35 protein-coding genes are annotated in these 24,002 nt (G+C 59.4%); 12 read left to right on the top strand and 23 right to left on the bottom strand.

The genetic code is table 11. The annotated features are described in order from the left end of the window. Nucleotides 1-5: 5 nt before the first annotated feature. The 19 genes from AC6HU3_RS08055 to rpsL are packed head-to-tail and all read right to left on the bottom strand — an operon-like array spanning nucleotide 6 to nucleotide 10,626. On the bottom strand, nucleotides 6-191 hold the full coding sequence (locus tag AC6HU3_RS08055; protein ID WP_497473260.1) for a type Z 30S ribosomal protein S14: 186 nt from the start codon (nucleotides 189-191) through the stop codon (nucleotides 6-8). Between the two features lie 3 nt (nucleotides 192-194). Then, nucleotides 195-791: a 50S ribosomal protein L5 gene (rplE, locus tag AC6HU3_RS08050; RefSeq protein WP_497473259.1), complete on the bottom strand. Its 597-nt coding sequence runs from the start codon at nucleotides 789-791 to the stop codon at nucleotides 195-197. Beyond that, nucleotides 784-1,104 carry a 50S ribosomal protein L24 gene (gene rplX / locus AC6HU3_RS08045; protein ID WP_497473258.1) on the bottom strand — a complete coding sequence of 107 codons (321 nt, stop codon included), beginning with the start codon at nucleotides 1,102-1,104 and terminating at the stop codon, nucleotides 784-786. The genes rplE and rplX overlap by 8 nt, the downstream gene beginning before the upstream one ends. Beyond that, nucleotides 1,104-1,472, bottom strand: a complete 369-nt coding sequence (rplN, locus tag AC6HU3_RS08040) for a 50S ribosomal protein L14 (protein WP_497473257.1) — start codon at nucleotides 1,470-1,472, stop codon at nucleotides 1,104-1,106. The genes rplX and rplN overlap by 1 nt, the downstream gene beginning before the upstream one ends. Then, nucleotides 1,469-1,765, bottom strand: a complete 297-nt coding sequence (gene rpsQ, locus AC6HU3_RS08035; protein WP_497536304.1) for a 30S ribosomal protein S17 — start codon at nucleotides 1,763-1,765, stop codon at nucleotides 1,469-1,471. The genes rplN and rpsQ overlap by 4 nt, the downstream gene beginning before the upstream one ends. Then, the gene (gene rpmC, locus AC6HU3_RS08030) at nucleotides 1,765-1,971 is read right to left on the bottom strand and encodes a 50S ribosomal protein L29 (protein WP_497473256.1); all 207 of its coding nucleotides are present in this window, start codon (nucleotides 1,969-1,971) and stop codon (nucleotides 1,765-1,767) included. The genes rpsQ and rpmC overlap by 1 nt, the downstream gene beginning before the upstream one ends. Next, on the bottom strand, nucleotides 1,968-2,390 hold the full coding sequence (gene rplP, locus AC6HU3_RS08025) for a 50S ribosomal protein L16 (protein WP_497473255.1): 423 nt from the start codon (nucleotides 2,388-2,390) through the stop codon (nucleotides 1,968-1,970). The genes rpmC and rplP overlap by 4 nt, the downstream gene beginning before the upstream one ends. Nucleotides 2,391-2,401: 11 nt before the next feature. Continuing rightward, the gene (gene rpsC, locus AC6HU3_RS08020; RefSeq protein WP_497473254.1) at nucleotides 2,402-3,058 is read right to left on the bottom strand and encodes a 30S ribosomal protein S3; all 657 of its coding nucleotides are present in this window, start codon (nucleotides 3,056-3,058) and stop codon (nucleotides 2,402-2,404) included. After that, nucleotides 3,058-3,420 carry a 50S ribosomal protein L22 gene (gene rplV, locus AC6HU3_RS08015; protein ID WP_497473253.1) on the bottom strand — a complete coding sequence of 121 codons (363 nt, stop codon included), beginning with the start codon at nucleotides 3,418-3,420 and terminating at the stop codon, nucleotides 3,058-3,060. The genes rpsC and rplV overlap by 1 nt, the downstream gene beginning before the upstream one ends. 10 nt (nucleotides 3,421-3,430) lie before the next feature. Then, nucleotides 3,431-3,718, bottom strand: coding sequence for a 30S ribosomal protein S19 (gene rpsS, locus AC6HU3_RS08010; RefSeq protein ID WP_497473252.1), 288 nt, complete (start codon nucleotides 3,716-3,718; stop codon nucleotides 3,431-3,433). A 2-nt stretch (nucleotides 3,719-3,720) separates the two neighbouring features. Further along, nucleotides 3,721-4,578 (bottom strand): 50S ribosomal protein L2, encoded by an 858-nt coding sequence (gene rplB / locus AC6HU3_RS08005; RefSeq protein WP_497473251.1) that lies wholly within the window; start codon nucleotides 4,576-4,578, stop codon nucleotides 3,721-3,723. Beyond that, a complete protein-coding gene (rplW, locus tag AC6HU3_RS08000; RefSeq protein ID WP_497473250.1) occupies nucleotides 4,578-4,868 on the bottom strand; it encodes a 50S ribosomal protein L23 in 291 nt (96 codons plus the stop codon). Before rplW ends, rplB begins: the two co-directional genes overlap by 1 nt. Continuing rightward, nucleotides 4,865-5,485, bottom strand: coding sequence for a 50S ribosomal protein L4 (rplD, locus tag AC6HU3_RS07995; RefSeq protein WP_497473249.1), 621 nt, complete (start codon nucleotides 5,483-5,485; stop codon nucleotides 4,865-4,867). Before rplD ends, rplW begins: the two co-directional genes overlap by 4 nt. Beyond that, nucleotides 5,482-6,168: a 50S ribosomal protein L3 gene (rplC, locus tag AC6HU3_RS07990; protein WP_497473248.1), complete on the bottom strand. Its 687-nt coding sequence runs from the start codon at nucleotides 6,166-6,168 to the stop codon at nucleotides 5,482-5,484. Before rplC ends, rplD begins: the two co-directional genes overlap by 4 nt. 11 nt (nucleotides 6,169-6,179) lie before the next feature. Continuing rightward, nucleotides 6,180-6,494, bottom strand: coding sequence for a 30S ribosomal protein S10 (rpsJ, locus tag AC6HU3_RS07985; protein ID WP_497473247.1), 315 nt, complete (start codon nucleotides 6,492-6,494; stop codon nucleotides 6,180-6,182). Between the two features lie 2 nt (nucleotides 6,495-6,496). Further along, nucleotides 6,497-7,693, bottom strand: a complete 1,197-nt coding sequence (gene tuf, locus AC6HU3_RS07980; protein ID WP_497473246.1) for an elongation factor Tu — start codon at nucleotides 7,691-7,693, stop codon at nucleotides 6,497-6,499. Nucleotides 7,694-7,710: 17 nt separating this feature from the next. Then, a complete protein-coding gene (gene fusA / locus AC6HU3_RS07975; RefSeq protein WP_497473245.1) occupies nucleotides 7,711-9,768 on the bottom strand; it encodes an elongation factor G in 2,058 nt (685 codons plus the stop codon). Nucleotides 9,769-9,771: 3 nt separating this feature from the next. Then, entirely contained in the window at nucleotides 9,772-10,239 is a 468-nt protein-coding gene (gene rpsG / locus AC6HU3_RS07970) for a 30S ribosomal protein S7 (protein ID WP_497473244.1), read from the bottom strand. A 12-nt stretch (nucleotides 10,240-10,251) separates the two neighbouring features. Continuing rightward, the gene (gene rpsL / locus AC6HU3_RS07965) at nucleotides 10,252-10,626 is read right to left on the bottom strand and encodes a 30S ribosomal protein S12 (RefSeq protein WP_497473243.1); all 375 of its coding nucleotides are present in this window, start codon (nucleotides 10,624-10,626) and stop codon (nucleotides 10,252-10,254) included. A gap of 452 nt (nucleotides 10,627-11,078) precedes the next feature. Between rpsL and AC6HU3_RS07960 the strand changes: the two genes are divergently transcribed. From AC6HU3_RS07960 to AC6HU3_RS07910, 11 genes are all read left to right on the top strand, one after another. Then, nucleotides 11,079-11,510, top strand: a complete 432-nt coding sequence (locus tag AC6HU3_RS07960) for a bacteriohemerythrin (RefSeq protein ID WP_497473242.1) — start codon at nucleotides 11,079-11,081, stop codon at nucleotides 11,508-11,510. Between the two features lie 162 nt (nucleotides 11,511-11,672). Beyond that, nucleotides 11,673-12,260, top strand: a complete 588-nt coding sequence (locus AC6HU3_RS07955; protein WP_497473241.1) for a hypothetical protein — start codon at nucleotides 11,673-11,675, stop codon at nucleotides 12,258-12,260. Between the two features lie 6 nt (nucleotides 12,261-12,266). After that, nucleotides 12,267-12,872, top strand: coding sequence for a roadblock/LC7 domain-containing protein (locus tag AC6HU3_RS07950; RefSeq protein ID WP_497473240.1), 606 nt, complete (start codon nucleotides 12,267-12,269; stop codon nucleotides 12,870-12,872). Next, nucleotides 12,872-14,140 (top strand): hypothetical protein, encoded by a 1,269-nt coding sequence (locus tag AC6HU3_RS07945; protein WP_497473239.1) that lies wholly within the window; start codon nucleotides 12,872-12,874, stop codon nucleotides 14,138-14,140. Before AC6HU3_RS07950 ends, AC6HU3_RS07945 begins: the two co-directional genes overlap by 1 nt. Nucleotides 14,141-14,393: 253 nt before the next feature. Further along, complete coding sequence (locus tag AC6HU3_RS07940) at nucleotides 14,394-14,903, top strand: hypothetical protein (protein ID WP_497473238.1); 510 nt, start codon at nucleotides 14,394-14,396, stop codon at nucleotides 14,901-14,903. After that, the gene (locus AC6HU3_RS07935; protein WP_497473237.1) at nucleotides 14,900-15,298 is read left to right on the top strand and encodes a tail protein X; all 399 of its coding nucleotides are present in this window, start codon (nucleotides 14,900-14,902) and stop codon (nucleotides 15,296-15,298) included. Before AC6HU3_RS07940 ends, AC6HU3_RS07935 begins: the two co-directional genes overlap by 4 nt. Then, nucleotides 15,247-15,837 carry a FecR family protein gene (locus AC6HU3_RS07930; protein WP_497473236.1) on the top strand — a complete coding sequence of 197 codons (591 nt, stop codon included), beginning with the start codon at nucleotides 15,247-15,249 and terminating at the stop codon, nucleotides 15,835-15,837. The genes AC6HU3_RS07935 and AC6HU3_RS07930 overlap by 52 nt, the downstream gene beginning before the upstream one ends. Beyond that, nucleotides 15,812-17,284: a CHASE2 domain-containing protein gene (locus AC6HU3_RS07925; RefSeq protein ID WP_497473235.1), complete on the top strand. Its 1,473-nt coding sequence runs from the start codon at nucleotides 15,812-15,814 to the stop codon at nucleotides 17,282-17,284. Before AC6HU3_RS07930 ends, AC6HU3_RS07925 begins: the two co-directional genes overlap by 26 nt. Further along, nucleotides 17,269-17,562, top strand: a complete 294-nt coding sequence (locus tag AC6HU3_RS07920; RefSeq protein ID WP_497473234.1) for an adenylate/guanylate cyclase domain-containing protein — start codon at nucleotides 17,269-17,271, stop codon at nucleotides 17,560-17,562. The genes AC6HU3_RS07925 and AC6HU3_RS07920 overlap by 16 nt, the downstream gene beginning before the upstream one ends. An 87-nt stretch (nucleotides 17,563-17,649) precedes the next feature. Beyond that, nucleotides 17,650-18,024, top strand: a complete 375-nt coding sequence (locus AC6HU3_RS07915; RefSeq protein ID WP_497473233.1) for a roadblock/LC7 domain-containing protein — start codon at nucleotides 17,650-17,652, stop codon at nucleotides 18,022-18,024. 3 nt (nucleotides 18,025-18,027) lie between these two features. After that, entirely contained in the window at nucleotides 18,028-18,963 is a 936-nt protein-coding gene (locus AC6HU3_RS07910; protein WP_497473232.1) for a hypothetical protein, read from the top strand. Here AC6HU3_RS07910 and AC6HU3_RS07905 read toward each other — a convergent pair. Then, entirely contained in the window at nucleotides 18,958-20,415 is a 1,458-nt protein-coding gene (locus AC6HU3_RS07905) for a tRNA sulfurtransferase (RefSeq protein WP_497473231.1), read from the bottom strand. The genes AC6HU3_RS07910 and AC6HU3_RS07905 overlap by 6 nt on opposite strands. A 243-nt stretch (nucleotides 20,416-20,658) precedes the next feature. On the opposite strand from AC6HU3_RS07905, the gene AC6HU3_RS07900 reads away from it, so the two are divergent. Then, the gene (locus AC6HU3_RS07900; RefSeq protein ID WP_497473230.1) at nucleotides 20,659-21,636 is read left to right on the top strand and encodes a M23 family metallopeptidase; all 978 of its coding nucleotides are present in this window, start codon (nucleotides 20,659-20,661) and stop codon (nucleotides 21,634-21,636) included. Here the strand turns inward: AC6HU3_RS07900 and AC6HU3_RS07895 are convergent. From AC6HU3_RS07895 to AC6HU3_RS07885, 3 genes are all read right to left on the bottom strand, one after another. Continuing rightward, nucleotides 21,608-23,008, bottom strand: a complete 1,401-nt coding sequence (locus tag AC6HU3_RS07895; RefSeq protein ID WP_497473229.1) for a cyclic nucleotide-binding domain-containing protein — start codon at nucleotides 23,006-23,008, stop codon at nucleotides 21,608-21,610. The genes AC6HU3_RS07900 and AC6HU3_RS07895 overlap by 29 nt on opposite strands. A 79-nt stretch (nucleotides 23,009-23,087) precedes the next feature. Beyond that, nucleotides 23,088-23,687: an RNA ligase partner protein gene (locus AC6HU3_RS07890; RefSeq protein ID WP_497473228.1), complete on the bottom strand. Its 600-nt coding sequence runs from the start codon at nucleotides 23,685-23,687 to the stop codon at nucleotides 23,088-23,090. Beyond that, nucleotides 23,674-23,985: a hypothetical protein gene (locus AC6HU3_RS07885; RefSeq protein WP_497473227.1), complete on the bottom strand. Its 312-nt coding sequence runs from the start codon at nucleotides 23,983-23,985 to the stop codon at nucleotides 23,674-23,676. Before AC6HU3_RS07885 ends, AC6HU3_RS07890 begins: the two co-directional genes overlap by 14 nt. Nucleotides 23,986-24,002 lie beyond the last annotated feature (17 nt).

Raw genomic sequence — 24,002 nt, 5'->3', positions numbered from 1 at the left:
TCCTGTTACCAGGAGGCCTTTTTCACCCCCGGAAGCTCGCCCGCAAGGGCCAGTTCCCGGAAGCAGATCCGGCACAGTCCGAACCGCCGGATATACCCCCGGGGACGGCCACAGCGCTGGCAGCGATTCCGCTTGCGGACCTTGAATTTCGGCGGGCGTTTGGCCTTCTCGATCTGCGCTTTTCTCGGCATGGTTTACTCCCGTTCAAAGGGGAAGCCAAAGGCTTCCAGCAAACGCATGGCTTCCTGATCCGTCTCGGCCGTGGTCACGATGGCGATGTCCATCCCGAACACGAACTGCACCTTGTCCGGATCAATCTCCGGAAACACCGTGTGTTCGGCAAGGCCCATGTTGTAGTTCCCCCGACCGTCAAAGGAGTTCCGGGACACGCCCCGGAAGTCCCGCACCCGGGGAAGGGCCACGTTGATAAGCCTGTCCAGAAAGTCGTACATCCGGTATTTCCGGAGGGTCACCCGGAGGCCGATGGGCATGCCTTTCCGGAGATGGAACCCGGCCACCGACTTCCGGGCCCGGCGGATCTGGGGCTTCTGGCCGGTGATGAGGGCCAGGTCCTGGGCGGCGATATCCAGACGCCGGGGATCTTCCACCGCTTCCCCCAGACCCACGTTCACCACGATTTTCTCAATCCGGGGCACCGCCATCGGCGTGGAATAGCCATAGGTTTTCATGAATTCCGGGACAATCACCTCGCGGTAATACCGGAGCAGCCGTCCGCTCCCTTCATAAGGAATCTCCCGAAACAGGGCCTTCACCGCTTCTGCCTTACTCATCGATGTCCTCCTTGCACCGCTTGCAGTACCGGACCTTCCGGCCGTCGTCCCGGAAACGGAAACCCACACGGGTGGGTTCGTGGCAGCGGGGGCACACGAGCATCAGGTTGGAGAGATGAATGGGGGCCTCGATTTCCACAATCCCGCTCACCTCCCCCTCCCGGCGGGCCCGCTGGTGCTTCTTCACCACGTTCACGTTCTCCACAATGGCCCGACCTTTCCGGGGGAACACCCGTTTCACCGTGCTGATGGTCCCCCTATCCTTTCCGGTGAGCACCAGAACCGTGTCGCCTCGTTTGATTTTCGCCGCCATCACACCACCTCCGGCGCAAGGGAAATAATCCGCATGAATCCGCGCTCGCGAAGCTCACGGGCCACAGGACCGAACACGCGGGTGCCGCGGGGCTCGCCCCGGTCGTCCAGCAGGACCACCGCGTTGTCCTCAAACCGGACATAGGTGCCGTCAGCCCGACGGACCTCTTTCGCCACCCGGACCACCACTGCCCGGGACACCGTCCCCTTCTTCACGGGAGAGTTGGGGATGGCATCCTTCACCGTCACCACCACCACATCTCCGAGGGAGGCGTATTTCCGACGGCTCCCCCCGAGCACCTTGATCACCCGCGCCTCTTTGGCACCGCTGTTGTCCGCAACCTTGACCCAGGTGGTTTCCTGGATCATGACGTGGCCTCCTCTCTCAGATCTTCCTCAAGCTGAGGTGCCCGGCGCAGAATTTCCACAATCCGCCAGCGCTTGAGCTTGGAGAGGGGACGGGTTTCCATGATCTTCACCACATCCCCCACGCGGGTCTCGTTGTTCTCGTCGTGAGCATAGAACTTCTTCCGCTTCCGGATGTATTTCTTATACTGCGGGTGCTGGACAATCCGTTCCACCAGCACCACGCGGGTCTTGTCCATCTTGTCCGAAACCACCACGCCGATTCGAACCTTTCGCTGTCCCCGTTTCTTCTCCATCATGAACTCCTTTCACGGGCACGTTCGTTCAGGACGGTCTTGATCCGGGCGATCTCCCGCCGGATTGCACGAAAGCGGTGAGGTTTGTCCACCGCCCCCGCCTGCGTCGCCTTCTGAAACCGGAGCTGGAAGAGCTCTTCCTTCAGCTCATCCAGACGGGCCCGGAGTTCGTCATCCGACAGTTCCCGAAGTTCATGGATCTTCATACTCCACCCTCCTTCGACGACACAAACCGGGTGGCCACCGGGAGTTTGTGGGAGGCCTTCCGGAAAGCCTCCCGGGCCACGTGCTCCGGCACACCGGCGAGCTCAAACAGAATCCGGCCGGGCTTCACCACCGCCACGTAATATTCCACGTTCCCTTTCCCTTTCCCCATCCGGGTTTCCGGCGGTCGCTTGGTCACAGGTTTGTCCGGGAAAATGCGGATCCAGAGCTTGCCGCCCTTTTTCACCGTCCGCTGGATGGTCACACGGGCCGCCTCAATCTGCCGGGCGGTGATCCAGGCCGCCTCCAGGGACTTCAAACCGTATTCCCCATACACCAGTTTGAAGCCCCGTTTGGCCTTGCCCCGCATCCGGCCCCGCTGCTGTTTCCGATATTTCGTGCGTTTCGGCATCAAAAGCATGGTGCCACTCCTCAGGATTCCTCACCAAAGGTGGGGCGTTCCAGCACCTCACCTTTGTTGATCCACACCTTCACACCGATGGTCCCGTATTTTGTCAGAGCCACCGCAAAGCCATAATCGATGTCCACCCGCATGGTCTGAAGGGGCACCCGGCCGCGGATGTAGCCCTCTTTCCGGGCAATCTCGGCGCCCCCTAGACGGCCCTTGCACTGGACACGGATTCCCTCCACGCCCATCCGCATGGCCATTTCCACCGCCCGCTTCATCGCCCGCCGGTGGGACACACGCTGCTCAATCCGCTCCGCGATGTTCTGGGCCACGAGCTGGGCATCCACCTCCGGCACCCGCACTTCCCGAACGTTCACCCGCACTTCCTGCCCCGGAAGGATCTCCGCAAGCTTTTTCCGAAAGGCCTCCACGGTGGCACCCTTGCGTCCGATCACAATGCTGGGACGTGCCACATACAGGTTCACGCTCACCTTGTTGCCCGCCCGGTCAATCACCACCCGGGAAACCCCCGCCCGCTTGAATTCCTTCTCCACGAGTTTCCGGATGGCCAGATCCTCCCCGACCTTCCGGGCATACTGCTTCCCCTGGGCATACCAGTGGGCGTTCCAGTCCTTGATAAAGCCCAGACGAAATCCAATGGGATGAACTTTCTGACCCATCAGGCTTCCTCCTTCGGTTCCACCTCGATGAGGACGTGGGACCGGCGTTTGCGGATGAGCACCGCCCGTCCCCGCCAGGCCGGGCGAATCCGCTTCAGGGTGATGCCCTTGTCCACTTTCGCGGTGCGGATCACCAGGTCGTCGTGGTCCACCACAAGTTCTCCGGCCTTCCGGGCTTTGTCCTCATAGGACGCCACCGCAGACTGCAGAATCCGCAGAAGCATCGGCCCGAATTTTCGCTTTCGGTTGAATTTCAGAATGGCCTCGGCCTCCGTCACGCTTTTGCCCCGGATGAGATCCAGCACAGGTTTGAGCTTTTTCGGCGATGCCTTCAGGTTTCGGATATACGCGCGTCCGGTCATGATCGCCTCCTCAGCGCACTTTCACCTTGGCCGCTTTCTGGGAGCCCTTGTGTCCGTGGAAGGTGCGGGTGGGAGCAAACTCGCCGAGCTTGTGGCCAACCATCTGCGCGGTGATGTACACGGGAATGAACCGGCGTCCGTTGTGCACCGCGATGGTGTGGCCCACCATCTCCGGCACAATGGTGGAACGCCGGGAATAGGTGCGGATCACCCGCTTTTCCCCCTTTTCGTTCATTTCCCGGATGCGCTTCAAAAGTTTCGGGTCGACATACGGACCCTTTTTAAGGGAGCGCCCCATGTTTACCTCCTCGCTTCACGGGCCGAAAGCCGGCGCTTCACAATAAACCGGCTGGAAGGTTTGCGTTTGTTCCGGGTCTTCTTCCCCTTGGAGTGAAGACCCCAGGGGGACACAGGAGCTTTGTATCCCTTCTGGCGCCCTTCACCCCCACCATGGGGATGGTCCACGGGGTTCATGGCCACACCCCGGACGGTGGGCCGGATGCCCATCCAGCGCATCCGTCCGGCCTTCCCGATCACCACGTTCTGATGGTCTTCGTTGGACACCTGACCGATGGTGGCCCGGCACCGGAGATGGATCAGGCGCACCTCTCCGGAGGGGAGCTGGACAAAGGCATAGTTGCCCTCTTTCGCCATGATGGTGGCCAGGGTCCCCGCCGAACGCACGAGCTGACCCCCCTTGCCGGGGACCAGTTCGATGTTGTGGATGGGGATCCCCTCCGGGATGAGGGCAAGGGGCATGGCGTTGCCCGGCTTAATCTCCGGATCCCGGGCGTCCTCCGGATAGGACATCACGGTGTCGCCCACCTTCAGATCCTTGGGCGCCAGAATATACCGTTTCTCACCGTCCGCATACTGCAAAAGGGCAATGAACGCCGTCCGGTTGGGATCGTATTCCAGGCTAACCACCTTCGCCGGCACACCGATTTTGTCCCGCCGGAAGTCCACAATCCGGTAAAACTTCTTGTGCCCACCTCCCCGGTGACGGACGGTGATCCGGCCGTGATGGTTCCGGCCGGCCGTGGACTTCTTGGGCTCGATAAGGGATTTTTCAGGTTCTTTCTTGGTCAAAACCGAATAGTCCACCACCGTCATGTATCGCCGGGAAGGGGTGTAGGGCTTGTATCGCTTGATCGCCATCACACACCTCCAATGGGAATGCTCTGACCCTCTTCCAGGGTCACAATGGCCTTCTTCCACTGACGGGTCCGACCGAACAGTCCAAATCCGAGACGACGGGGCTTGCCTTTCACCCGAATGGTGCGCACCTTTTTCACCTTCACGTTGAACAGGCGCTCCACCGCATACCGGATCTCAGGCTTGGTGGCCGTGGGATGCACCTCAAAGGTATACTGGTTGTGATCCCGCATCAGACGCATGGCCTTTTCCGTCAGCACCGGACGGATGATGATGTCCCTGGGATCCTTCATGACAGCCGCTCCTTGAGAAGTTCCAGAGCCTTCTGGCTCATCACCACCCGTTCGCTCCAGAGCACGTCATATGCGTTGAGATCCTGAGCACGACGCACCTCCACGCGGGGGAGATTCCGTCCGGAAAGAACCACATTCGGGAGGCCTTCGTGAACGACGATCACCCGTTCACCGTCCACACCCATCGCGGAAAGAAGGCTCACCATATCTTTCGTTTTCGGACGGGGAAATTCAAAGGTCTCCACCACGAAGACCCGCTCCTCCCGGGCGCGATCCGACAGGGCGTGCTTCAGGGCAAGGCGGCGCACCTTTTTGGGAATTTCATAGGAATAATCCCGGGGACGCGGACCGTGGGCCTTGCCGCCCCCCACAAAGATGGGGGCATACCGATCACCGTGACGGGCGCGACCGGTGTGCTTCTGGGGCCAGATTTTGCTCCGGGACCCTTTCACCTCACCGCGGGTTTTGGCATGGTGGGTGCCCACCCGGCGGTTGGCAAGATACATCTTCACCGCTTCCCACAGCACATGGCGCTTGGGCACCAGACCAAAGATCCCGTCGGGAAGGTCAATCTCACCGATCCGCTCACCCTTCGCAGAAAAGAGAGGTGCTTTCATTTCCTGGCCTCCAGTTTCGCAAGGTCCACACCCTCCCGAACATGGGCTTTCCGCACGAGCACAATTCCCCCGTAAGGTCCGGGCACCGCGCCTTTCACCAGAAGGAGATGCCGGTCCGGATACACCTTCAGGACCTTCAGATGCTTCACGGTCACCCGACGGGCCCCCATATGTCCGGGCATCTTCTTCCCTTTCCACACCCGACCGGGATCCGCCGACTGTCCGATGGAACCGGGACGACGGTGCCAGCGCTTTGCGCCGTGGCTGCGGGGGCCTCCTCCGAAATCCCAGCGCTTCACCACACCCTGGAAGCCCCGTCCCTTGGACCGCCCGATCACATCCACAATGTCCCCTTCCCGGAAAACATCTGCAACAGTAAGAACCGTGCCGGGCCCAAACTGTTCCACCTCCTCGGGGCTCACCCGGAACTCCCGGATAACCTCCACGGGATAGGTCTCCCGCTCACCGAGCACTTTGGCCACCTCCCCGAGGAGAGGCCTGTTGAGCTTGCGGGCTTTGACCTCCCCAAAGCCCAGCTTCAGGGCCCAGTATCCGTCCTTATCTTCCGTCTTCCCCTGAAGGACGGTGCAGGGGCCGGCGGCAATGACCGTGACCGCGGTCATCGCGCCGTCTTCGGTCGGGATCTGGGTCATCCCCAGCTTTCGACCAATGAGTCCGATCATCCCTGATCTCCTTATTTCGCAAGCAGCTTGATCTCCACGTCCACCCCCACGGGGAGGTCCAGACGGGAGAGCTTGTCAATGGTTTCCTGCGTGGCGTTGTGGATTTCGATGAGGCGCTTGTGGACCACAAGCTCAAACTGCTCCTGCGAGCGCTTGTGCACGTGAGGTCCGCGGATCACCGAAAACATGGTGCGCTTCACCGGCAGGGGGATGGGCCCGGAGACCCGTGCCCCCGTGGCGCGTGCGGCAAGCACGATTCTCCGGGCCGACCGGTCGATTACCCCTGCATCGAACGATTTGAGTTTGATGCGGATGGAGGCTTCCATGATCACTCAACGATGGACGTTACCACACCGGCGCCCACGGTGCGCCCACCCTCACGGATAGCGAAGCGGAGTCCTTCCTCAATGGCCACCGGCTTGATGAGTTCCACCTCGAGCTCCACGTTGTCCCCGGGCATCACCATTTCACGCCCCTCAGGGAGCTTGATGGTGCCCGTCACGTCCGTTGTCCGGAAATAGAACTGAGGCCGATATCCGTTGAAGAAGGGCGTGTGCCGCCCACCCTCATCTGGCTTGAGCACGTACACCTGCGCCTTGAACTTGGTGTGGGGCGTGATGGACCCGGGCTTGGCCACCACCATCCCGCGCTCCACCTCTTCCTTTTTCACACCCCGAAGGAGAAGTCCCACATTGTCCCCGGGAAGGGCCTCGTCCAGGATCTTCCGGAACATCTCGATGGAGGTAACCACCGTCTTGATGGGCCGCTCCCGCAGACCCACAATCTCCACCTCCTCACCCGGTTTGAGGATTCCGCGTTCCACACGGCCGGTGACCACGGTACCCCGTCCGGTGATGCTGAATACGTCCTCAATGGCCATAAGGAAAGGCTTGTCCACATCACGCTGAGGCTCAGGAATATAGGTGTCCATGGCATCAAGAAGTTCCTGAATGGGCTTGAACCATTCGCAATCCGGATCCTCGCACTCCAGGGCTTTGAGGGCAGAACCCCGGATCACGGGCACCTCGTCACCGGGGAATTCATACTGGTTCAGAAGATCCCGGACCTCCATCTCCACCAGGTCCACGAGCTCGGGATCGTCCACCATGTCCACCTTGTTGATGAACACGATGATGTAGGGCACGTTCACCTGACGGGCGAGAAGCACGTGCTCACGGGTCTGAGGCATCACGGAATCCGTGGCGGCCACCACCAGGATGGCCCCGTCCATCTGGGCTGCACCGGTGATCATGTTCTTCACGTAGTCCTGGTGACCGGGGCAGTCGATGTGGGCGTAGTGGCGCTTTTCGGTCTCATATTCCACGTGGGCGAGCTGGATGGTGATACCGCGGGCCTTCTCCTCAGGCGCCTTGTCGATCTGATCGTAGGGGAGGTACTCCGCCATCCCTTTCAGGGAGAGGTATTTGGTGATGGCGGACGTCAGGGTGGACTTCCCGTGGTCCACGTGCCCGATGGTTCCGACGTTCAGGTGGGGCTTTTTCCGCTCAAATTTTGGACGGGACATCTCCGACCTCCTTGTGGTTAAAATTCCTGTGTTTCAAAAATGTCTTCCTCCACCGGGGCAAACCGGGCAACCCGCATCCACACCTGCCCGCGCCCCGCGGTCAATCCCCTCAAACGCACCGCATACCCGAAGGTCTTTCGAAGGGGAATCAGGGCTTTTACCTGCTGAAGGCCCTTCCCCATGGGCTCGATCAGAAGCACCTCCCCGCCCCGATGGCCGAGATCTCCGATCACATCGCCCAGATGATCCTCCGGTACCGTGATGTGGGCTTCCATGATGGGCTCCAGGAGCTGGGGAGATGCCTGCGTCAGGGCGTCCTGAAGGGCATGAAGGGCCGCAATCCGCGTCCCCAGAGGCGTGGTGCCTTCCAGCTGAACTTCCAGCACGTCCACCCGCACATGCACCACCGGATAGCCCATGAGGGGGCCTGCCGAAAAAGCCTCCTCCACCGCTTCCAGAAGGGCCTCCCGGAAAGCCTCCGGAAGGTCGTCCGGCAGTCCCACCGGGGGCTTTTCCCGCTCGTCGGGTGTAACCTGAACCCGGACCTCACCCCGCTCCATCCCCTCACCCAGCATACGGGCAAAGCTCCGGGCAGCTTCCGCAGTTTTCGTCACGGTCTCCAAAAAGGACACCTGGGGTCGGCCGGTCCGGACATCCACCCGATAATCCCTCTTCAGACGGTCGGCCAGGATCTCGAGATGCAGCTCTCCCATGCCCTGGAGGATAAACTGACCCGTCTCTTCATCCTGCCGGAACCGGAAGGTGGGATCTTCCTCAGCCATCAGACGGAGGGCCTCTTCAAGTTTCGGCAGATCCGCCTGGGTGCGGGGCTCCACCGCCACCGACACCACGGGCTCAGGGAAGATCATGCCTTCATAGACCACCGGCCGATCGGGGTCGCTCAGGGTGTGACCCGTGATGGTGTGCTTGAGCCCCACAAACGCCACAAGATCCCCGGCATACGCTTCCTGGAGCTGCTCCTTCCGGTTGGCGTGCATGCGATAGATCCGGTTGGGACGCTCAAACTTCCCTGTCACCGTGTTGAGAATTTTCTGATTGACACGGATCTTTCCGGAATAAATGCGTGCGAAAAAGAGCTTCTGCTGGCCATCCATCACCTGGATTTTGAACACCACGGCCGAAAAGGGTTCGTCCACACTGTGTCTGCGAACCACAGGCTCCCCGGTGCGGGGGTCGGTCCCTTCCACCGGCGGCATATCCAGGGGGGAAGGAAGGTAATCCACGATGGCATCCAGAAGGGGCTGGATGCCCTTGAAGGCCAGGGCGCTACCAAGAAGAACGGGGACGGCTTTCTGTTCCAGGGTGATCCGCCGGATCACCTTCCTGAGATGGGCAGGATCGGGATGACGGCCTTCCACATAGGCCTCCATCACCTCATCGTCAAACTCGCCCAGCGTGGCCAGAAACTCCTCATACGCAGTCTGCCATTCCGGTTCCACCTCCACCTTCTCCACCGAAAACCGCTCCCCCATCCCTTCCTCGTCCCACAGATAACGTTTGAGTTCAACAAAATCCACCACCCCCCGGAAATCCTTCTCGATCCCCACCGGCCACTGGAGCAAAAGCGGGCGCACGCCGAGGCGCTCCCGCATCATCCGGAGGACTTCCACATGATCCGCCCCCATCCGATCCATCTTGTTGATGAAGGCAATCCGCCGGACCTGATAACGATCCGCCTGCCGCCACACGGTTTCCGACTGGGGTTCCACCCCTTCCACTGCCGAGAAAATCACCACCAGACCGTCCAGGACCCGGAGACTCCGCTCCACCTCCACCGTGAAGTCCACATGGCCCGGCGTGTCAATGATGTGGATTTCGTGATCTTTCCAGACACAATAGGTGGCCGCCGAGGTGATGGTGATCCCCCGCTCTTTCTCCTGAACCATCCAGTCGGTGAGGGCGGTTCCCTCATCCACCTCCCCGGGGCGATGAACGCGACCCGTCAGAAACAGGACCCGCTCGGTGGTGGTGGTTTTGCCCGCGTCAATATGGGCGGCAAAGCCCATGTTTCGAACCCGAGCGAGATCCTGATCTGAACGGATCGTCTGCTTCATGCCTCACCACCTGTAATGGGCAAACACCTTGTTGGCTTCGGCCATTCGGTGGGTGTTTTCCCGGATTTTCACCGCTTCGCCCCGCCCCTGGGCGGCATCCATAATTTCGTTGGCCAGCCGATCGATCATCCGGCGCTCACCCCGGTTCCGGGCCGCCCGGATGATCCACTTGATGGCAAGCGAAAGCTGACGCCGGGGGCGGACCTCCACCGGCACCTGATAGGTGGCACCGCCCACCCGGCGGGGCCGGACCTCAATTTCGGGCTTCACGTTCTGAAGGGCCTGCTCCAGGATCTTCATGGGATCCTCACCCGTTTTCTCCCGGATCCGATCCATGGCCCCATAGAAAATCTTCTGAGCAAGGGATTTCTTTCCATCCCACATCAGGTTATTGATAAAACGGGTTACCACCTTGGAATTGAACACGGGATCGGGGGGAACGTCCCGGACCGGTGCACGTCTCCGTCTCATCGCCTGGCCTCCTTACTGTTTCGGCCGTTTGGTTCCGTAAAGGGAACGGGAGGAACGCCGGCCTTCCACACCTGCGGTGTCGTATTTCCCACGAACGATATGATATTTCACACCCGGGAGGTCCTTCACACGGCCTCCGCGGACCATCACCACGGAGTGTTCCTGGAGGTTGTGCCCTTCACCCGGGATATAGGCGATCACCTCACGACCGTTGGACAGACGGACCTTGGCCACCTTCCGGAGCGCCGAATTGGGCTTTTTGGGCGTGGTGGTGTACACACGGATGCACACCCCCCGCTTCTGGGGAGATCCTTCCAGTGCAGGCGACTTGGACTTCCGTTTTTTCGGCTTGCGGCCAAGCCGCACAAGCTGTTGAATGGTCGGCATGCGCCCTGACCTCCTTTCAATGGTTTGCCATCCGCACAGCGGACACAAGAATCCTTTGATAACAAACCCTCTCCCCCTCATGGGGAGTGGCGTTGTTCCCGATCCGGCCCCGTTCCGAACCTCAGTTTCGGTGGGTATTATAGAGGATTTTCGGGGAAGCTGCAAGCCCGGCTGTCCTGTCGCAAGTCCACCCCCCGAACCCAGCCCCTTTCTCTCCACGAACGAACCACTTTCACCCTGTTGTGGCCGGTACAACCCTCTCCATTTCTCTCTTGAGGGAGCCCCCCATGGGGCAGGAGTGTCCGAATGCGAGGAGGATCTTCCAGAGCCCCGATTGACACACTCGGAAAATTGACATACTTCGAGAAACCGCATATAATTGGAAATAGGTTCATTATGCTTATGTACGTAATTCACAATGATGATAAAGCAGACGGGGGGGTCATGACGTCATGATCGAATGGAAACCGGAGTTTGAGATCGGGATCAAAGCGATTGACGTCCACCATAAGGTTCTTGTCCGGACGTTCAACGAATTCGAGGCAGCACTCGAAACAGACGCCGTGTCCCGCCGAACGATCCAGGAAATCCTTCTGTTCCTCCAGCATTACGCTTCCTGGCATTTCTCCCGCGAAGAGGAGGTGGCCGAATGTTATCACTGCCCCATCGCCCCGGTCAACAAGAGCGCCCACGAGAAGTTTGTCCAGCGGTTCCAGAAAATGTATGAGGGGTTTCGAACGCTTCCTGACGAGCTCGACAGCCTGAAATCGTTTGCACAGCGCCTTCACCATGAACTCGGTCAATGGCTTGTTTCCCATGTGCTGAACGTGGATCAGCAAGTCGGTGTCTGTGTCCACCAGCAACACCGGGAAGATGTATCTTGATGGATTTCGCAGGGAGCAAAGCAACGTGGCATCTGTACGGTTTCCGTTGACCGTGTTGAAATTTCATCCAGGGTCCGCGCCCTTGAACGAACACTTTCCGAACCTTATAGTATGCATTCCGGAACTGAAAAAGGAGCAAACAGGACCGGCAGGAGGGATTGAATGGAGCGGGAGAAGAGGCAATTCCCCAACGTTGTGGGAAGGGCTGAACGCGAAAACCATTTTTTGAGTGACCGGCTCACACTGGAACAAAAACTTCTTGACTGGGCGGAGGAAGAACAGCCCTGGGTCTTTCAGGGAGATCTTGTGGTGCTGGGTGGTCTCGCAGGAAAGCTGACCCACGTTCAACTCTGGGACCTTGTGGGCATCAAAGCCCTGGAGCGCCTTTTCCTGGACTTTCATCCTCTCAACGGAACCCTGAAACACATTTCTCTCCCCGGTCAAAGCCTTTCTCTTCGCTCCAGCGAGCTCTCATCCCTCTTCAAACGTATGCGATCTATAGAAAAGTGGCTCGAAGAAAAGGGGTTGGGTCTTCAAAGCCGGCTTACGGTGGACTTCTCCCGGGCGGATCCGGTGAGCCTTATGGAGGACCCCCATCTTGAAGCCCTGGTTGCCCTTGCCCGGAAACGATCCCGCCCCCTTTTCCTGCGGGACCTCCTTGATCTTTTCCCTGAACCGGACAGCATCATCCTCGAAACGTTTCTACCCCAATGGCTTGAGATGAAAATCCTTCGGGTCTCTTCAGCATAGGAGGTGATGATGGAACCCATCCTCTGGATTCTGGTGGACGAAGAAGGTCTGGTTGTTCTTTCCGGGGGACGCCAGTATGGCGACACCGAATATTTCGCTTCCGTCGTATTTCTCGGCTATCTTTCCCTCAAAAGGGCGCTTGAAAACGAACTTCATGCCTCTCCTCGAGAAGTCATTCTGCCCACGGATCAATATCTCATCATGATGCTTCCCCTGGGGAATCACCTCCTGATCGTGGCCTATCCGGAAGACACGGCCCTGGGGCTGGCCCGGATGGGATTAAAGAAACTTCGCACAGAGGTCATCCAAAAGGTCAAAGCGGTTCAAAAGCACTCAGTGACCACCGCTCAGGCAAGCCCCTCTTCCCCTCCACAGAAACCCCCTACCCAGGAGCTCACACCTAAGGACATGCCGAAAATTCTTTCGTTTATCCAGCATCACGCCCCGGATCCCGCCTTCCTCCTCAAACGGGTGGCCCTGCGCTCCGGCGTTCCCGAGCAGCGCATCATGGACGGGAACCTTTCCGACGAAGAATTTCACCGTGTCCTTCGCCATATGGAAAACATCCTGGGTGTGAATCTCCAGGAGTCTCTCAACGAGGAGAATGCGTGATGCAGATCACGTGGAAAGACTATCTGGAGCGAAACCACGAGCTGGGCTACGCGACACTGTTTGGTGAGCCTGTGGTGCTCCACTGTCATCACTTCAACCTTTTCCTGGATCAGACGGTGGAAGACCCCCCCTATATTCCCGGACGGCGAATCCTTTTTCAAAACGCCTACGAAGCCAGTTATTGCCTTCTTTCCCGCGCCCGGGAGGCGCTGAACCTTCAGGACCCCGAAGCGATAATCCAGGCATTTCTGGATCTCTTTTCCTATCTGGGCCAGGGGAAACTTGTCCTTGCCTCCCGGGAGGGAAACGAGGCAACCTTCAAGGGAGTCTCCCACTACAGCACGGGATGGGTGAGCAAATACCGGGGAAGGATGCACCGGGACCGGGGGGTGGATTATTTCGCCCGGGGATACGTGGCGGCCCTCTGGGACGTGGCCCACGATCATCCTCCCGGAACATCCACCGCTGAAGAAACAGCAACGCCCGTTCTGGGGGACCCCGAACTCCTCCTTCTCGTCCGCCCTGCGGATCATCCGCTGAACGTTCGTCCCTGTCTGGGAGCCGGGATGTGGGAAACGATCAACGAACCCACTGCCCCTCCCTCTCTGCCGGCTCCGTCCGGGCTTGATCTGGACACCTTCACCCGCAACCTCACTGAAATCGCCGATGGACTTGCAGGCGACGAACGGGGACTCATCCAGGGTTTCCGGGTGTATGTCACCCGCCACCTTGCCCGGTATTATGCCGGCATTTCCGCCGACTTCTACCTGGCCATTCTGGAGTCCAGTCGGGACATGGCATCCACAGCGGCCGAACTTCTGGAAGAAAGCGGACATGTCTGCGTTTTTAACACGTTCTCCAACCTCCTGCTGGACCCCAAGATTCGCTCCATGGCAGGCGGTCTGCCGGAACCCGAACACTTTGTGTTCGCCACGGCCGCGGTAGCAAAGGCCCTCGGGTTCGGCGACTGGCGCGTTGTGGAATTTGAACCCGGAGAACGTCTTTCCCTTGCAACCACGACAGAATATGAAGGATGTTTTTTCTCACAGTGGGAAAACGGACAGCAACTCCCCATCTTCTTCATGCCGGGAGCCACCGCCGCGGCCATGAACATGGCGTATGTGGCCCAGGTCCACACATCGCCCGATCTCACGCAGGAATTTTATGACCGTATGATGCTGGGCGGGATGGGGCCGCTGTTCCGCTCGTCTGTTCAGAATATGTGTCATCGAGGGGATCCGTTCACCCGGACTGGGGCCTCAAGGTAGGCGCCAGGATCCCCTCCAGAAAAACATCATGCGAGGAAACAGGAGACGTCCGTGGGGATTCTGGGGAATTGGCCTGATCCTGACGGCCGCATGTCCAGTCTCCCTCCATGCCCATCCACCGGAGGAACAGATGGTGCACCTGCGGCGGGTCGGGATTCACGTTCGTCCGGGGACAGTTATCTTCCCGCCCCCCGGGGTGTGGCCTGAAGAAGAACGGGACACATGGGCTGTTTTCGCTGGTCCAGATGAAGCGATGCAGGCCCTGTGGACCGTGGTGGTGGGAAACGAGACCCTGGCGCTGTATCTGGGTGACACGGACACCGTGGACCTTGTGGCGTTTTCTTCACCCTCGTCTCACCCGATCTCCCCTCCACCTGCCTCACCCTCCGGTCCCTCTCCTTCCCCACCTTCTTCTCAGCCTGCTGAGAAGGCTTCCGCCCCATCCCCATCTCGAAAGGTCATTCAGGATACCCTCTTCTTCTCTTCCTTCCTCATCCTCACACCGGAAAGCCAGAAACGCCTGGAAGCACTTCGCACCCTGCTCTCTCCCGCCCCCCGGAGGGTCCGAGGTGTGGTGATGGGCACCGCGACGCCGGAGGGTGATCCCGCACTCAACAAACACCTGGCCCGGTGGCGTGCCCTCACCGTGGTCCGCACACTTTTTGAACACCTTCCGGCCGAAACGGACGTGGATCTGGAGATTCGGAACACAACAGAAACCGCCAGGAAAATGGCCATCCTCAACCTGGAGATCGTCCCATGATGGGATGGGCGCTCGTTCTTCTGGCACAAACGGTGTTCGCCCGCCCGGGAGACACCTGGGAATCTCTTTCCCTGCGACTGTATGGAAGCCGGGACTATGTCACTGCCCTGAGAAAAGCCAACCCGGACAAGCCCCGTCCCTCAGATGAGATTCAGGTCCCGGAAATTCCAGCCGAAGCGAAAGTCCTGGTCGTGGTGGGGCGGGCGCAGCGCACACCGGCCGATGTGCCTCTCCAGCCCGGGGCCTTTCTGAAGGAAGGGGACACCCTCACGCTGGATACCCTTGCCCGGGTGGTGGCCGTTTTTTCGGATGGTTCCCGGGTCAGTGGGAGGGACCCGGGAGGGTGGTCATCGAGAAACTGCGCCGGGTGGATCCCTTTGATCTCAAAGCCCTGATCCGGGTGATTCACGGTGCGATCGAAGTCCGTCTGAGACGCCTGGCAGGGCTTTCCAAAGAAGTGGACGTTGTCACACCCAGTGCCACAGGAGGCATTCGGGGGACCTGGACATCTCTGAAGGTCACCGACACCGTGACACGAAACATGGTGTTCCGGGGCAAGGTTTCCATCCAGAACCCTGCAGGACGTGTGGACCTTCCGGAAGGGACCGGAACCCTGGTCCGCTCCCAGGAACCCCCGCTCCCACCCCAGCCCCTTCCTCCCCCTCCCACGGTCTCGCCCCTTCCCCGCAGGATTCTCATTGCCGGGGCATCTCAAGTTCCCCTGCTCCTTCGATGGAAACGTGATCACCTTCGAGACGTCCGGTTGCGGGTGCTTTCCCCCGAAGCCATCCTGATGGATACCCTCCTTTCGTCAGGAACCCTTCCGATTTCTCTGGAACCGGGAGAATATACCCTGGAATGGATTGGACGGGATTCCCTGGGGCTTGAGAGCGAGCCCCTTCGTCAGCATGTCCAAATTCTTCGCCTACCCTGAGGGGCGATTCGCGGTCGCCCTGACCGGGTTGCTCTATTCCGTCTTCCTCTGGCTTTTCCCGACCTATCCTGCGATGGTGGAAGGGATGCTCAAGAATCCGGTGGTTCCCCGCGCCGTCCCTCCGGATGTGCTGAATCACGACATCCTCATCACCATTGATGAACAGACCCTTGCCCGGCTGGGCGAACCTCCCCGGTGGGACCGCAGGGTCTGGGTGGACCTCCTTGAGGCCATGCATCCCGCCCGTCCCGATACCGTGTGGATCGATATTCTCTTCCTGCACCCCCATCCGGGAGATTCTCTCGTGGCCCTGAATCTCACCCGCATGCCCTTTCCGATTTGCCTGCCCGGCTCCGGGGTCCTGCATCCCCCTGTGGGCTGGGTACGGGGAGGGGCCCTGGCCCTCCTGGGCTTTTCAGCCCCCGGGCCTCAAGAGATCCCCACATTCTCCCCCCACCCTCTTGCACCTGTCTTTGCCCCTCTTGCCGCGGGCTTCGTGGAATTTTTGCTGGATGGGGACGGAATTCTCCGGCGTTCCCTGTCTCATGTGATATCAGGCGTGGATACCCTGGGGGCCTTCGCCCTCTGCGGGGCCACGGATCCACCACCTTCCCCCCGCTGGATACCTCCCCTTCAACTTGCCGACATTCCCCACGTTTCCTTTCTTGAAGTACTGGATGGTCAGGTCCCTCCTGAGGTCTTTCACGGGAAGCGTGTCTGGATCGGGGCCACCGCTTCTTCCCTGAAGGACGAACTTCCTTTATGGGGGAGGAAAACCCCCGGGGTCCTTGCCCATATCGGTGCCCACCACGCCTCGCTGGGTTATGGCCCCCGATCGGCACCGCGTTTCTTTCTTCTGGTTCATATCCTGATCCTGTGGGGACTCGCCGCAGCTGGGGCCTGGCGATGGCTTGGGGTTTATGTTCTCGTTGCATTAAGCGCCCAGGTGTTCACGGGCCTGCGCCTGGGCTGGATCTGGCCTCAGGTGTGGCCCGTGGGGATGGTCACCGTCATGGGCATGAATGCCTGGCTGCTCCGGTTCCGGGAGCAGCGTCGGGAACGGGCTTATCTTGCCAACCTTTTCCGGGCCTATGTGTCTGAAGTGGTACTGGAAGAACTTCTCCGTGAATCTCCCGAACGCCTCACCCGGGCTCACCTCCGGGAACTCGTGGTGATGTTTGTGGATCTTCGAGGGTTCACCGGCTTTGCCGAGCGTCATGATCCTTCAACCATCGGGGAGTTTCTGGATCGCTACTACGCGCTGGTGGTGGAAACGGTCTATGCCCATCGCGGAACCGTGGCAAATTTGTGGGGGATGGGGTGCTCGTGGTGTTCGGCGACCCCAACCCTCTGCCAGAGGCCCCCTGCGTGGCCCTTCGATGTGCGCGGGAGCTACTCGCTCGTCTGGCGGTTCTTCAATCCGAATACGGTGTGCGTGCCGGTGTGACCCTCGCCTATGGAACCACCCTGGTGGGTCATTTCGGGCCACCCCATCGAAGGGAATATTCGGTGTTCGGGGATGTGGTGCACGTGGCACACCGGCTCCAGGAACTGAGCAAACAAACGGGATTCCCCATCCTGTTCACCGAGGACTTTGCCCCATGCTGCGATGATGCCATCCCGGTGGGAACCTTCACCCTTCGAGGGAAAGAGAAACCGGTTCGGGTCTTCACGTTGAACATCTTCTCTCCCGGTCCGCACCTGTCCCCCCATGCCCAACCTTAATTTGAGCCCTTCAGTCAACGTTGCAGGCGCTTTTTAAACTCCATATAATAGAAAAGTAGGCCTTCATTCCAAACCAAGGGGGAACCGATGAATATCGAAAAACTCAACGGTTTGCAGGAAGCGATGGCCCGGGATATTCCTCATGTGATCGCCTGCGGGCTCATTTCGCTGGAGGACGGTTTGCCGGTGGCGGGCTATGTGAGTGATCCAGGCATCGATCTGGAAGTCCCTGCCGGCATGTTCACCCAGGCTTTCCAGTCGACGCAGAAAGCGTTTGACTATAGCGGATGGGGCCGATTGGATGAGATGATCCTTTCCGGGCCCGAGGTTATCATCATCCTTTTCCGGCTCTCCGGCGACTTTTATCAAGGCATCACCGTCCGTCCACAATCCCAGCTTGGCCTGGTCCGGGCGGTGTTTAAAAAATATACATCTGAGATTGAGAAAGCGCTTCAGGAATAATTCATGGGCGAGGATCTTTTTCGCCTGCGTCTGATCAAAGGACGTGTGACGATTTTTGAAGCCGTCCAGTTTGCCCTCCTTCTGGGCGAGGACGGTATCCTCACCACACCTCATGGACAGCTGTGGGTGGAGACGGGTAAAGTGGTTGGGGCGACAACGGGACGGTGGACCGGGATTAAGGCGCTGGAACGGATCTGGTGGAGCACCCAGGAAGGCGAAGTTCGGTTCCAGCTGGATCCCCCACCATCGCGGGAGTTCTCCTTTGGGGAACTGGATCTCCTGGAAGTCCAGGCCCGAAACGACGAGTTCTGGACACTGCTGAGAACCCGTGGGTTCAGCCTTTCGGCCGTTTTCCGCCTCCACGGGGAAGAGGACATCCGCACGCTTTCTCCTCAGGATCAGCGCCTTTTCGAACTTCTGCATACACCCCGTTCCCTCATGGATTTACTCGATGGAGATCCTCGTTCCGATCTTGAAATCATGCGCACCCTGTGCCTGTGGTGTGACCGCGGCATTCTCCGTTCCACCGAAGAGACCGTTTCGCAAGGCCATGTCCCCGCCCGCCGAAATGTCGTAATTTTGTTCCAAAATGAGCACCACCTTCAGCGTTTCTTTGACGCGCTCGGACTGCTCCCTTTCCTCAAGCGCCGGGGACGTTCCGTGGTCTATGCCTATTTCACACGGGAACGTCTCCACATCGGCCTGTATGGCATCCATGACTGGAAGGCAGACCGGATTGCTTATCTCCGCCCCCTTTTCCAGCGGGCACACCTCGTTCTTCACGAAAAGGACCTTCCGCTGCCTCCTGCTCTGTTCCAGATGATCCAGTGCGCGTGCAGGCCTCTCCATCTGGATGGGGAAACCGTGTATCTCCAATCTCCGGAGGAATCCCTGGAAGAAGTGCTGATTCAGGAAACGCTAAACGCAAATCCTTCATAGGGCACGATTTCCTGGAACTCCCGCCCTTTGCAAAAGCCGTTTCGCTCCCCCCCGATAGGAGTACGCCCGGAACCCGTGGGTCCGCATCAGGTGAGCCAGATCGGCGGACAGAGTTCCCCGGGGACAGACGAGAACATACGTCCGGGACGGATCCAGGGACGGGAGGTTTTGCTGAAGCGCCTGAGGGGAAAGGCGCAGCGCGTCCACCGGAAGGGGAGGGCCCTCAGAGCGGAGGTCAATCCACACCGCATCTGGAGGCGGTTCATCCACCGAAACCTCCAGATGGTGGATGTCCACCCAGTCCAGGTCCCGGAGCGCCACCCGCTCCCCCGCCCGGGCAAGTTCCTCATACCAGGACCGCCCCAGTCGATCCTCATAGGCCCGCACCCGATCGGGCTTGCCCACCGTGACGGGCTTTCGCGGAGTGATGGCACAATATTCCGCAACCTTTTCCGAAAGGCTCGCCGTTCCGATGTCCCGGGCTCTGTGGATGATCTCTTCTTTCTCCATCGTGAGAAGGGGCCGCCACACCGGAAAATCAAAGGACACCGACACGGCAGCAAGATTTGTCAGAGTCTGGGAGGAAACCTGCCCCACCGCCTCTCCCGTCACAAGGCCCACCAGACCTTCCCTCTCCGCAATCCTCCGGCCCACCTGATAAAACACCCGCTTGAGCATCACATTCCAGAAACGCTCCGGCACCTCCTCCCGCAAGCGTTCCACAATGGGCGTGCCCGGGACGATCTCCACCCAGGCCTCCTCATCTCCAAACATCCAGTCTTCAAACAGTTTGAGGGCCACGCCGAGAGCCCCTGCCCGGTGAGCGCACCCCCCCAGCTCAAAAAACACAAACCGTACGGGAACACCCCGGCGCATCATCTCCCAGGCTGCCACCGCCGAATCAAACCCGCCCGAAAGGAGCACCAGGGTGGCCCCATCCACACCCAGGGGAAGTCCCCCCGGCCCCGGGATCCGCTCATGATACAGATAGGTCTCCCCCTCCCGGATGTCCACATGGCAGGTCACATCTGGATGGGTGAGATCCACCTTTCCACCGGCCTCCACCAGGCGGGCTCCAAGTTCCCGCTCCACCTCCCGGCTTGAAAGTTTCACCGAGGAACTTCGCCGGGCCCGAACGGCAAAGGTGCTGCCCACCACATGGGGGGCAAACACCCCCCGGGCTTTCTCCAGAATCACGTGCTTCTCCGTGGAAGGGATCCGGACAATGGGAGAAAAGGAGCGAAGGCCAAACAGCCGGCGGAGGACGGCCTCCGCCTCCGGTGGCGCCTCCAGGAGAAACCGATCCCACTGTTCCTGAAGCACGAAGGCCATCCCCTTCCGCCTCAGGCCGGCTTTCAGGTTGGACGCAAGGCGGCGCATCATCCGCCGCCGCACCGGTGTGGATTTCAGCACCAGCTCCGCAGGTCGAAGGAGATACAGACGGGATTCCATGAATTTCCGTCACCCGTTATGGCGATGTTCCGGTATAGTATACACGTGTTTCACCGAAACATCCCCATCACCGGGGGGTGAAGTCTCTCCCCGTCAAAGCATAACAAAAATCTGCCCCATCGCTCCCAACTGTGCCCGCCTTTCCACATCATCCACGTCAGCCAAGCCTGGTGCCCTGGAAGGGCACCCAGTCCCGGATGGTGTCCGGTGGAACCTCCCACCCGAGAACTGTATCCTTTCCCCATGGGGGCAGGATTCCTTCTTCTGATCCTGGGGGTGGTCCTTCCTGCGGCCCTGCTGTTCCAGTTGTGGCGCGGGGCCTTTCAGGACCGGGTGGATGCATCGGCGCACGGCGCGTTTGTCGGCTTCTATATCCTGGATGCCCTGCTGCGTCTGCGATGGGACTGGCTGGGCTACCCCATCCGGATGCTCCTTGCGATTCTGACCTTCCTCGTCTTTGCTCGATTTTTCATAAGGGTACGCCAGCTCCCCGCATACACGCCCTTCACCCGGAAACGCGGCTTTTCCCTCATCGGCATCCTTGCCCTGGCTTCGGTTTTTGGTGTGCTCACCGCCCTGGATGTGCAGGGCCGTCGCGCCCCCGGAGAACAGGCCGTTTCCCTCCATTTCCCCCTGTGCTGTGGATCCTATGCCATCGCCCACGGAGGGAGCAACGTTTTGCTCAATTACCATTATCCCTCCAGAACACAGCGCTACGCGCTGGACATCGTGAAACTGAATTCGTGGGGCTTCCGTGCCAAGGGCCTGTATCCCCAGGATGTCGCGCGGTATGCCATCTGGAACGATCGGGTTCTGGCCCCCTGCACGGGAAGGGTGATCCGGGCCGTGGACGGGCTTCCGGATCGCAAGCCTTCCATGGACGTTCGCGATACCCTGAATCCCGCAGGAAACCACGTAATCCTTGAATGTTCTTTCGGATCCAGAACCGCCCACGTGATTCTCGCCCACCTCCGGCAAAACAGCGTCAGGGTGGCCACCGGAGACACGGTCACGGCCGGCGAACCTCTGGGGCATGCGGGAAATTCCGGCAACACCACGGAACCCCACCTCCACATCCATGCCGTCCACCCGGAGACAGAAAGCGGCATTCCCATCCAGTTTGAGGGGCGTTTCCTGGTCAGAAACGATCGGGTATGGAGGAGCGTCGGGCCCGTGTATTCGTATGCCCCTCTCACCGAACTGCTGACGCAAACAGATTGATCCCCTCGGCCTCAAACGTGACGATGGGGCGCGACTGAAACCTGCTGTTTTCGAACAGGTGGGCCATGTCTTCTTCGGTTCGGTGAATGAGATGCCAGTCCACCAGCCATTCCATCAGGGCACGGGAAGGGTTGCGGGGGTGAAAGTTTCCCAGGATCACTTTGCCTCCCGGTTTCAGATGCTCATACACCCGGTTCAGAAGACGGATCACAAAGCGGTCCCGAAAATAATCAATCAGACCGATGCTGTACACAAGATCTGCCTGGGGAAACCCGAAATTTTCCCTTTCAAAAACCACCTGAAGCAGATTTTGCTGATAGGTCGACACGGGGATGTTCACGTGTGCAGCGCGCTGTTGCACATACGCCAGGGCCTCAGCATCCAGATCCACCGCATGAAATTCGATGGGCAGGTCAGGATGGGTTTCCAGAAGATCCCAGATCTCTTCAGCGGGTCCGCAGGCAAGACTCACCACCCGGACGGGGAAGGAGAGAGCAGAATTCACCGTGTGCAGAATAACTTCCCTCATCAGGCCCTTCCGGTTTCGTACCGCTCGGGAAGCGGGAATTTCCAGCGCCCCCTCATCCAGAACTCGTCCGATGGGTTCCCGGGCAAGACTCTCCCGACGATAGATTTTGAGAATGGTTGCATAATCCCCCGCATAACCCCGGGGTTTCTCCAGGGCGCGACGCAGAAGGTCCGTATGGAGCACCCATGGATAGAATTCCCGTCGAATCGAACGGGCAATGGACCCATGGAAACCGTGATCATCCATTTCAAGCGCGTGGGCCATCTTGTGAAGAAAGTCATGCAACCGGAAAAACAACCGTTTCCCCTTTTCCACCGATTCTTCTGCCTCTTTCCATCCTTTTTTCCGGATTTCTCGATCCAGGATAGGGAGCTCGTGTTTGATCTCCTGAATCACTTCCGAAAACTCTGGAGGGAACACCACAGGTGGGAGATATTCCAGATTTTGTTTCAGCCGATGGGCCAGCATCTGCGAAAGCGATGCATAGAAACGGGAGGCCTTTTCAGGATGGCGGTCAAGCCAGGCGAGTAACTCTGGAAAGGGGATCCGATACACACGGGAAGGCTCCCGGGCTACCACGCTGGCCACGGCGACATCTCCGGTGACAAACGAGATCTCTCCCAGAACCTCTCCAGGGCCGACATGGGCGAGGGGAAACGCCGTTCCTTCACGAACCACATCAAGGACACCCCGCTCCACCCACATGAGGGCTCCTGGAGACACCCCCTGCTGAATCACAACTTCTCCTGGCTGAACGTCCCGGGGCTTTGCCCGATCCATGAGATCCCGTGCCACATCTTCCGGCAGACTGACAAAGAACTCGTACATCTCCATACCTCCCATCCCTTGACATCCTGGATCAGGGAAAAAGATATAGGAATGCCCCCGAACGCAATGTGAGAAAAATCACACGCCGGAGAGGTCAGTCTTCGCCCTGCAGATAGCTCACCATCGCCCGGGGGTGGAGCAACCGCAAACCAATCCGTTCCGCCCAGCGGATGATGCCCTGATCTGCGGTGAGGAGGGCGGCGTCCAGCTCCAGGGCAAGGAGAATGAGATCCACATCTTCCCTGGAATCAATGATGCCTTCCCGGAGGGCCTTGCGGTATCGCTCCCGGAGCATGGTGATGATCTTTTCCGGATCTCGCTGACGGGTTTCCCGCACCGCTTCCTCCGCCACCCGGAGTCCCCGGTTGATACGTTCTCTCACCTCGTCAATGAGTTCATACAGGAGAAACCCCGGCACCATGATCTGAAACCGCCGGGGGGAACGAAGGCGAACCACAATCTCAAAATCTCCGGGGAGGGCCTCTCGATCCACAAAATGGAGAAGTTCGTCGAACACGGAGGGAGGCATATACAGTTCCACCGTTCTCCGGTCCCGAACGAGCGCCACAAACCGGTTCAGGGCTTCTGTGGGTGTCTCTCCCAGACTTCCCCGGGCTTCTGGATTGGTGAAAAAGCTGGTGTCCACCACCACCCGGTCCGGAGGGGAAGAAGCCAGCTCTTCAGGAAGGTCCATCGTCCTCTCCGTTTTCGAGTCGCTCGATTTCTTCGATGAGTTTGCGGATCTCTTCTCGATTTTCCAGGATCGCCCGGAACTTGGCAAGGCCCTCCGATCCCGGCGCAAAGGTTTCCAGAAACGGCGCCATGGCCACGAGGAGCTGGGACGAAGCAAAGGAGAGGGGAAGGGAGGCTTCCAGCATCACCACGGCTGGAACCCCCAGCCGCATGGAGACAATCCTGCGGGCGATGGCTTTCCGGAAGGCTTCAAGCTCTTCCGGTGAAAACTCCCGGTGGATGAGCGTGTTCATCAGCATGCCGGGGGTGGGGCCTC

The organism is Caldifarcimen microaerophilum, from assembly GCF_055387105.1.
Note: the sequence above shows the minus strand (reverse complement) of the source record. Positions and strands in the feature narration are given on the sequence as shown.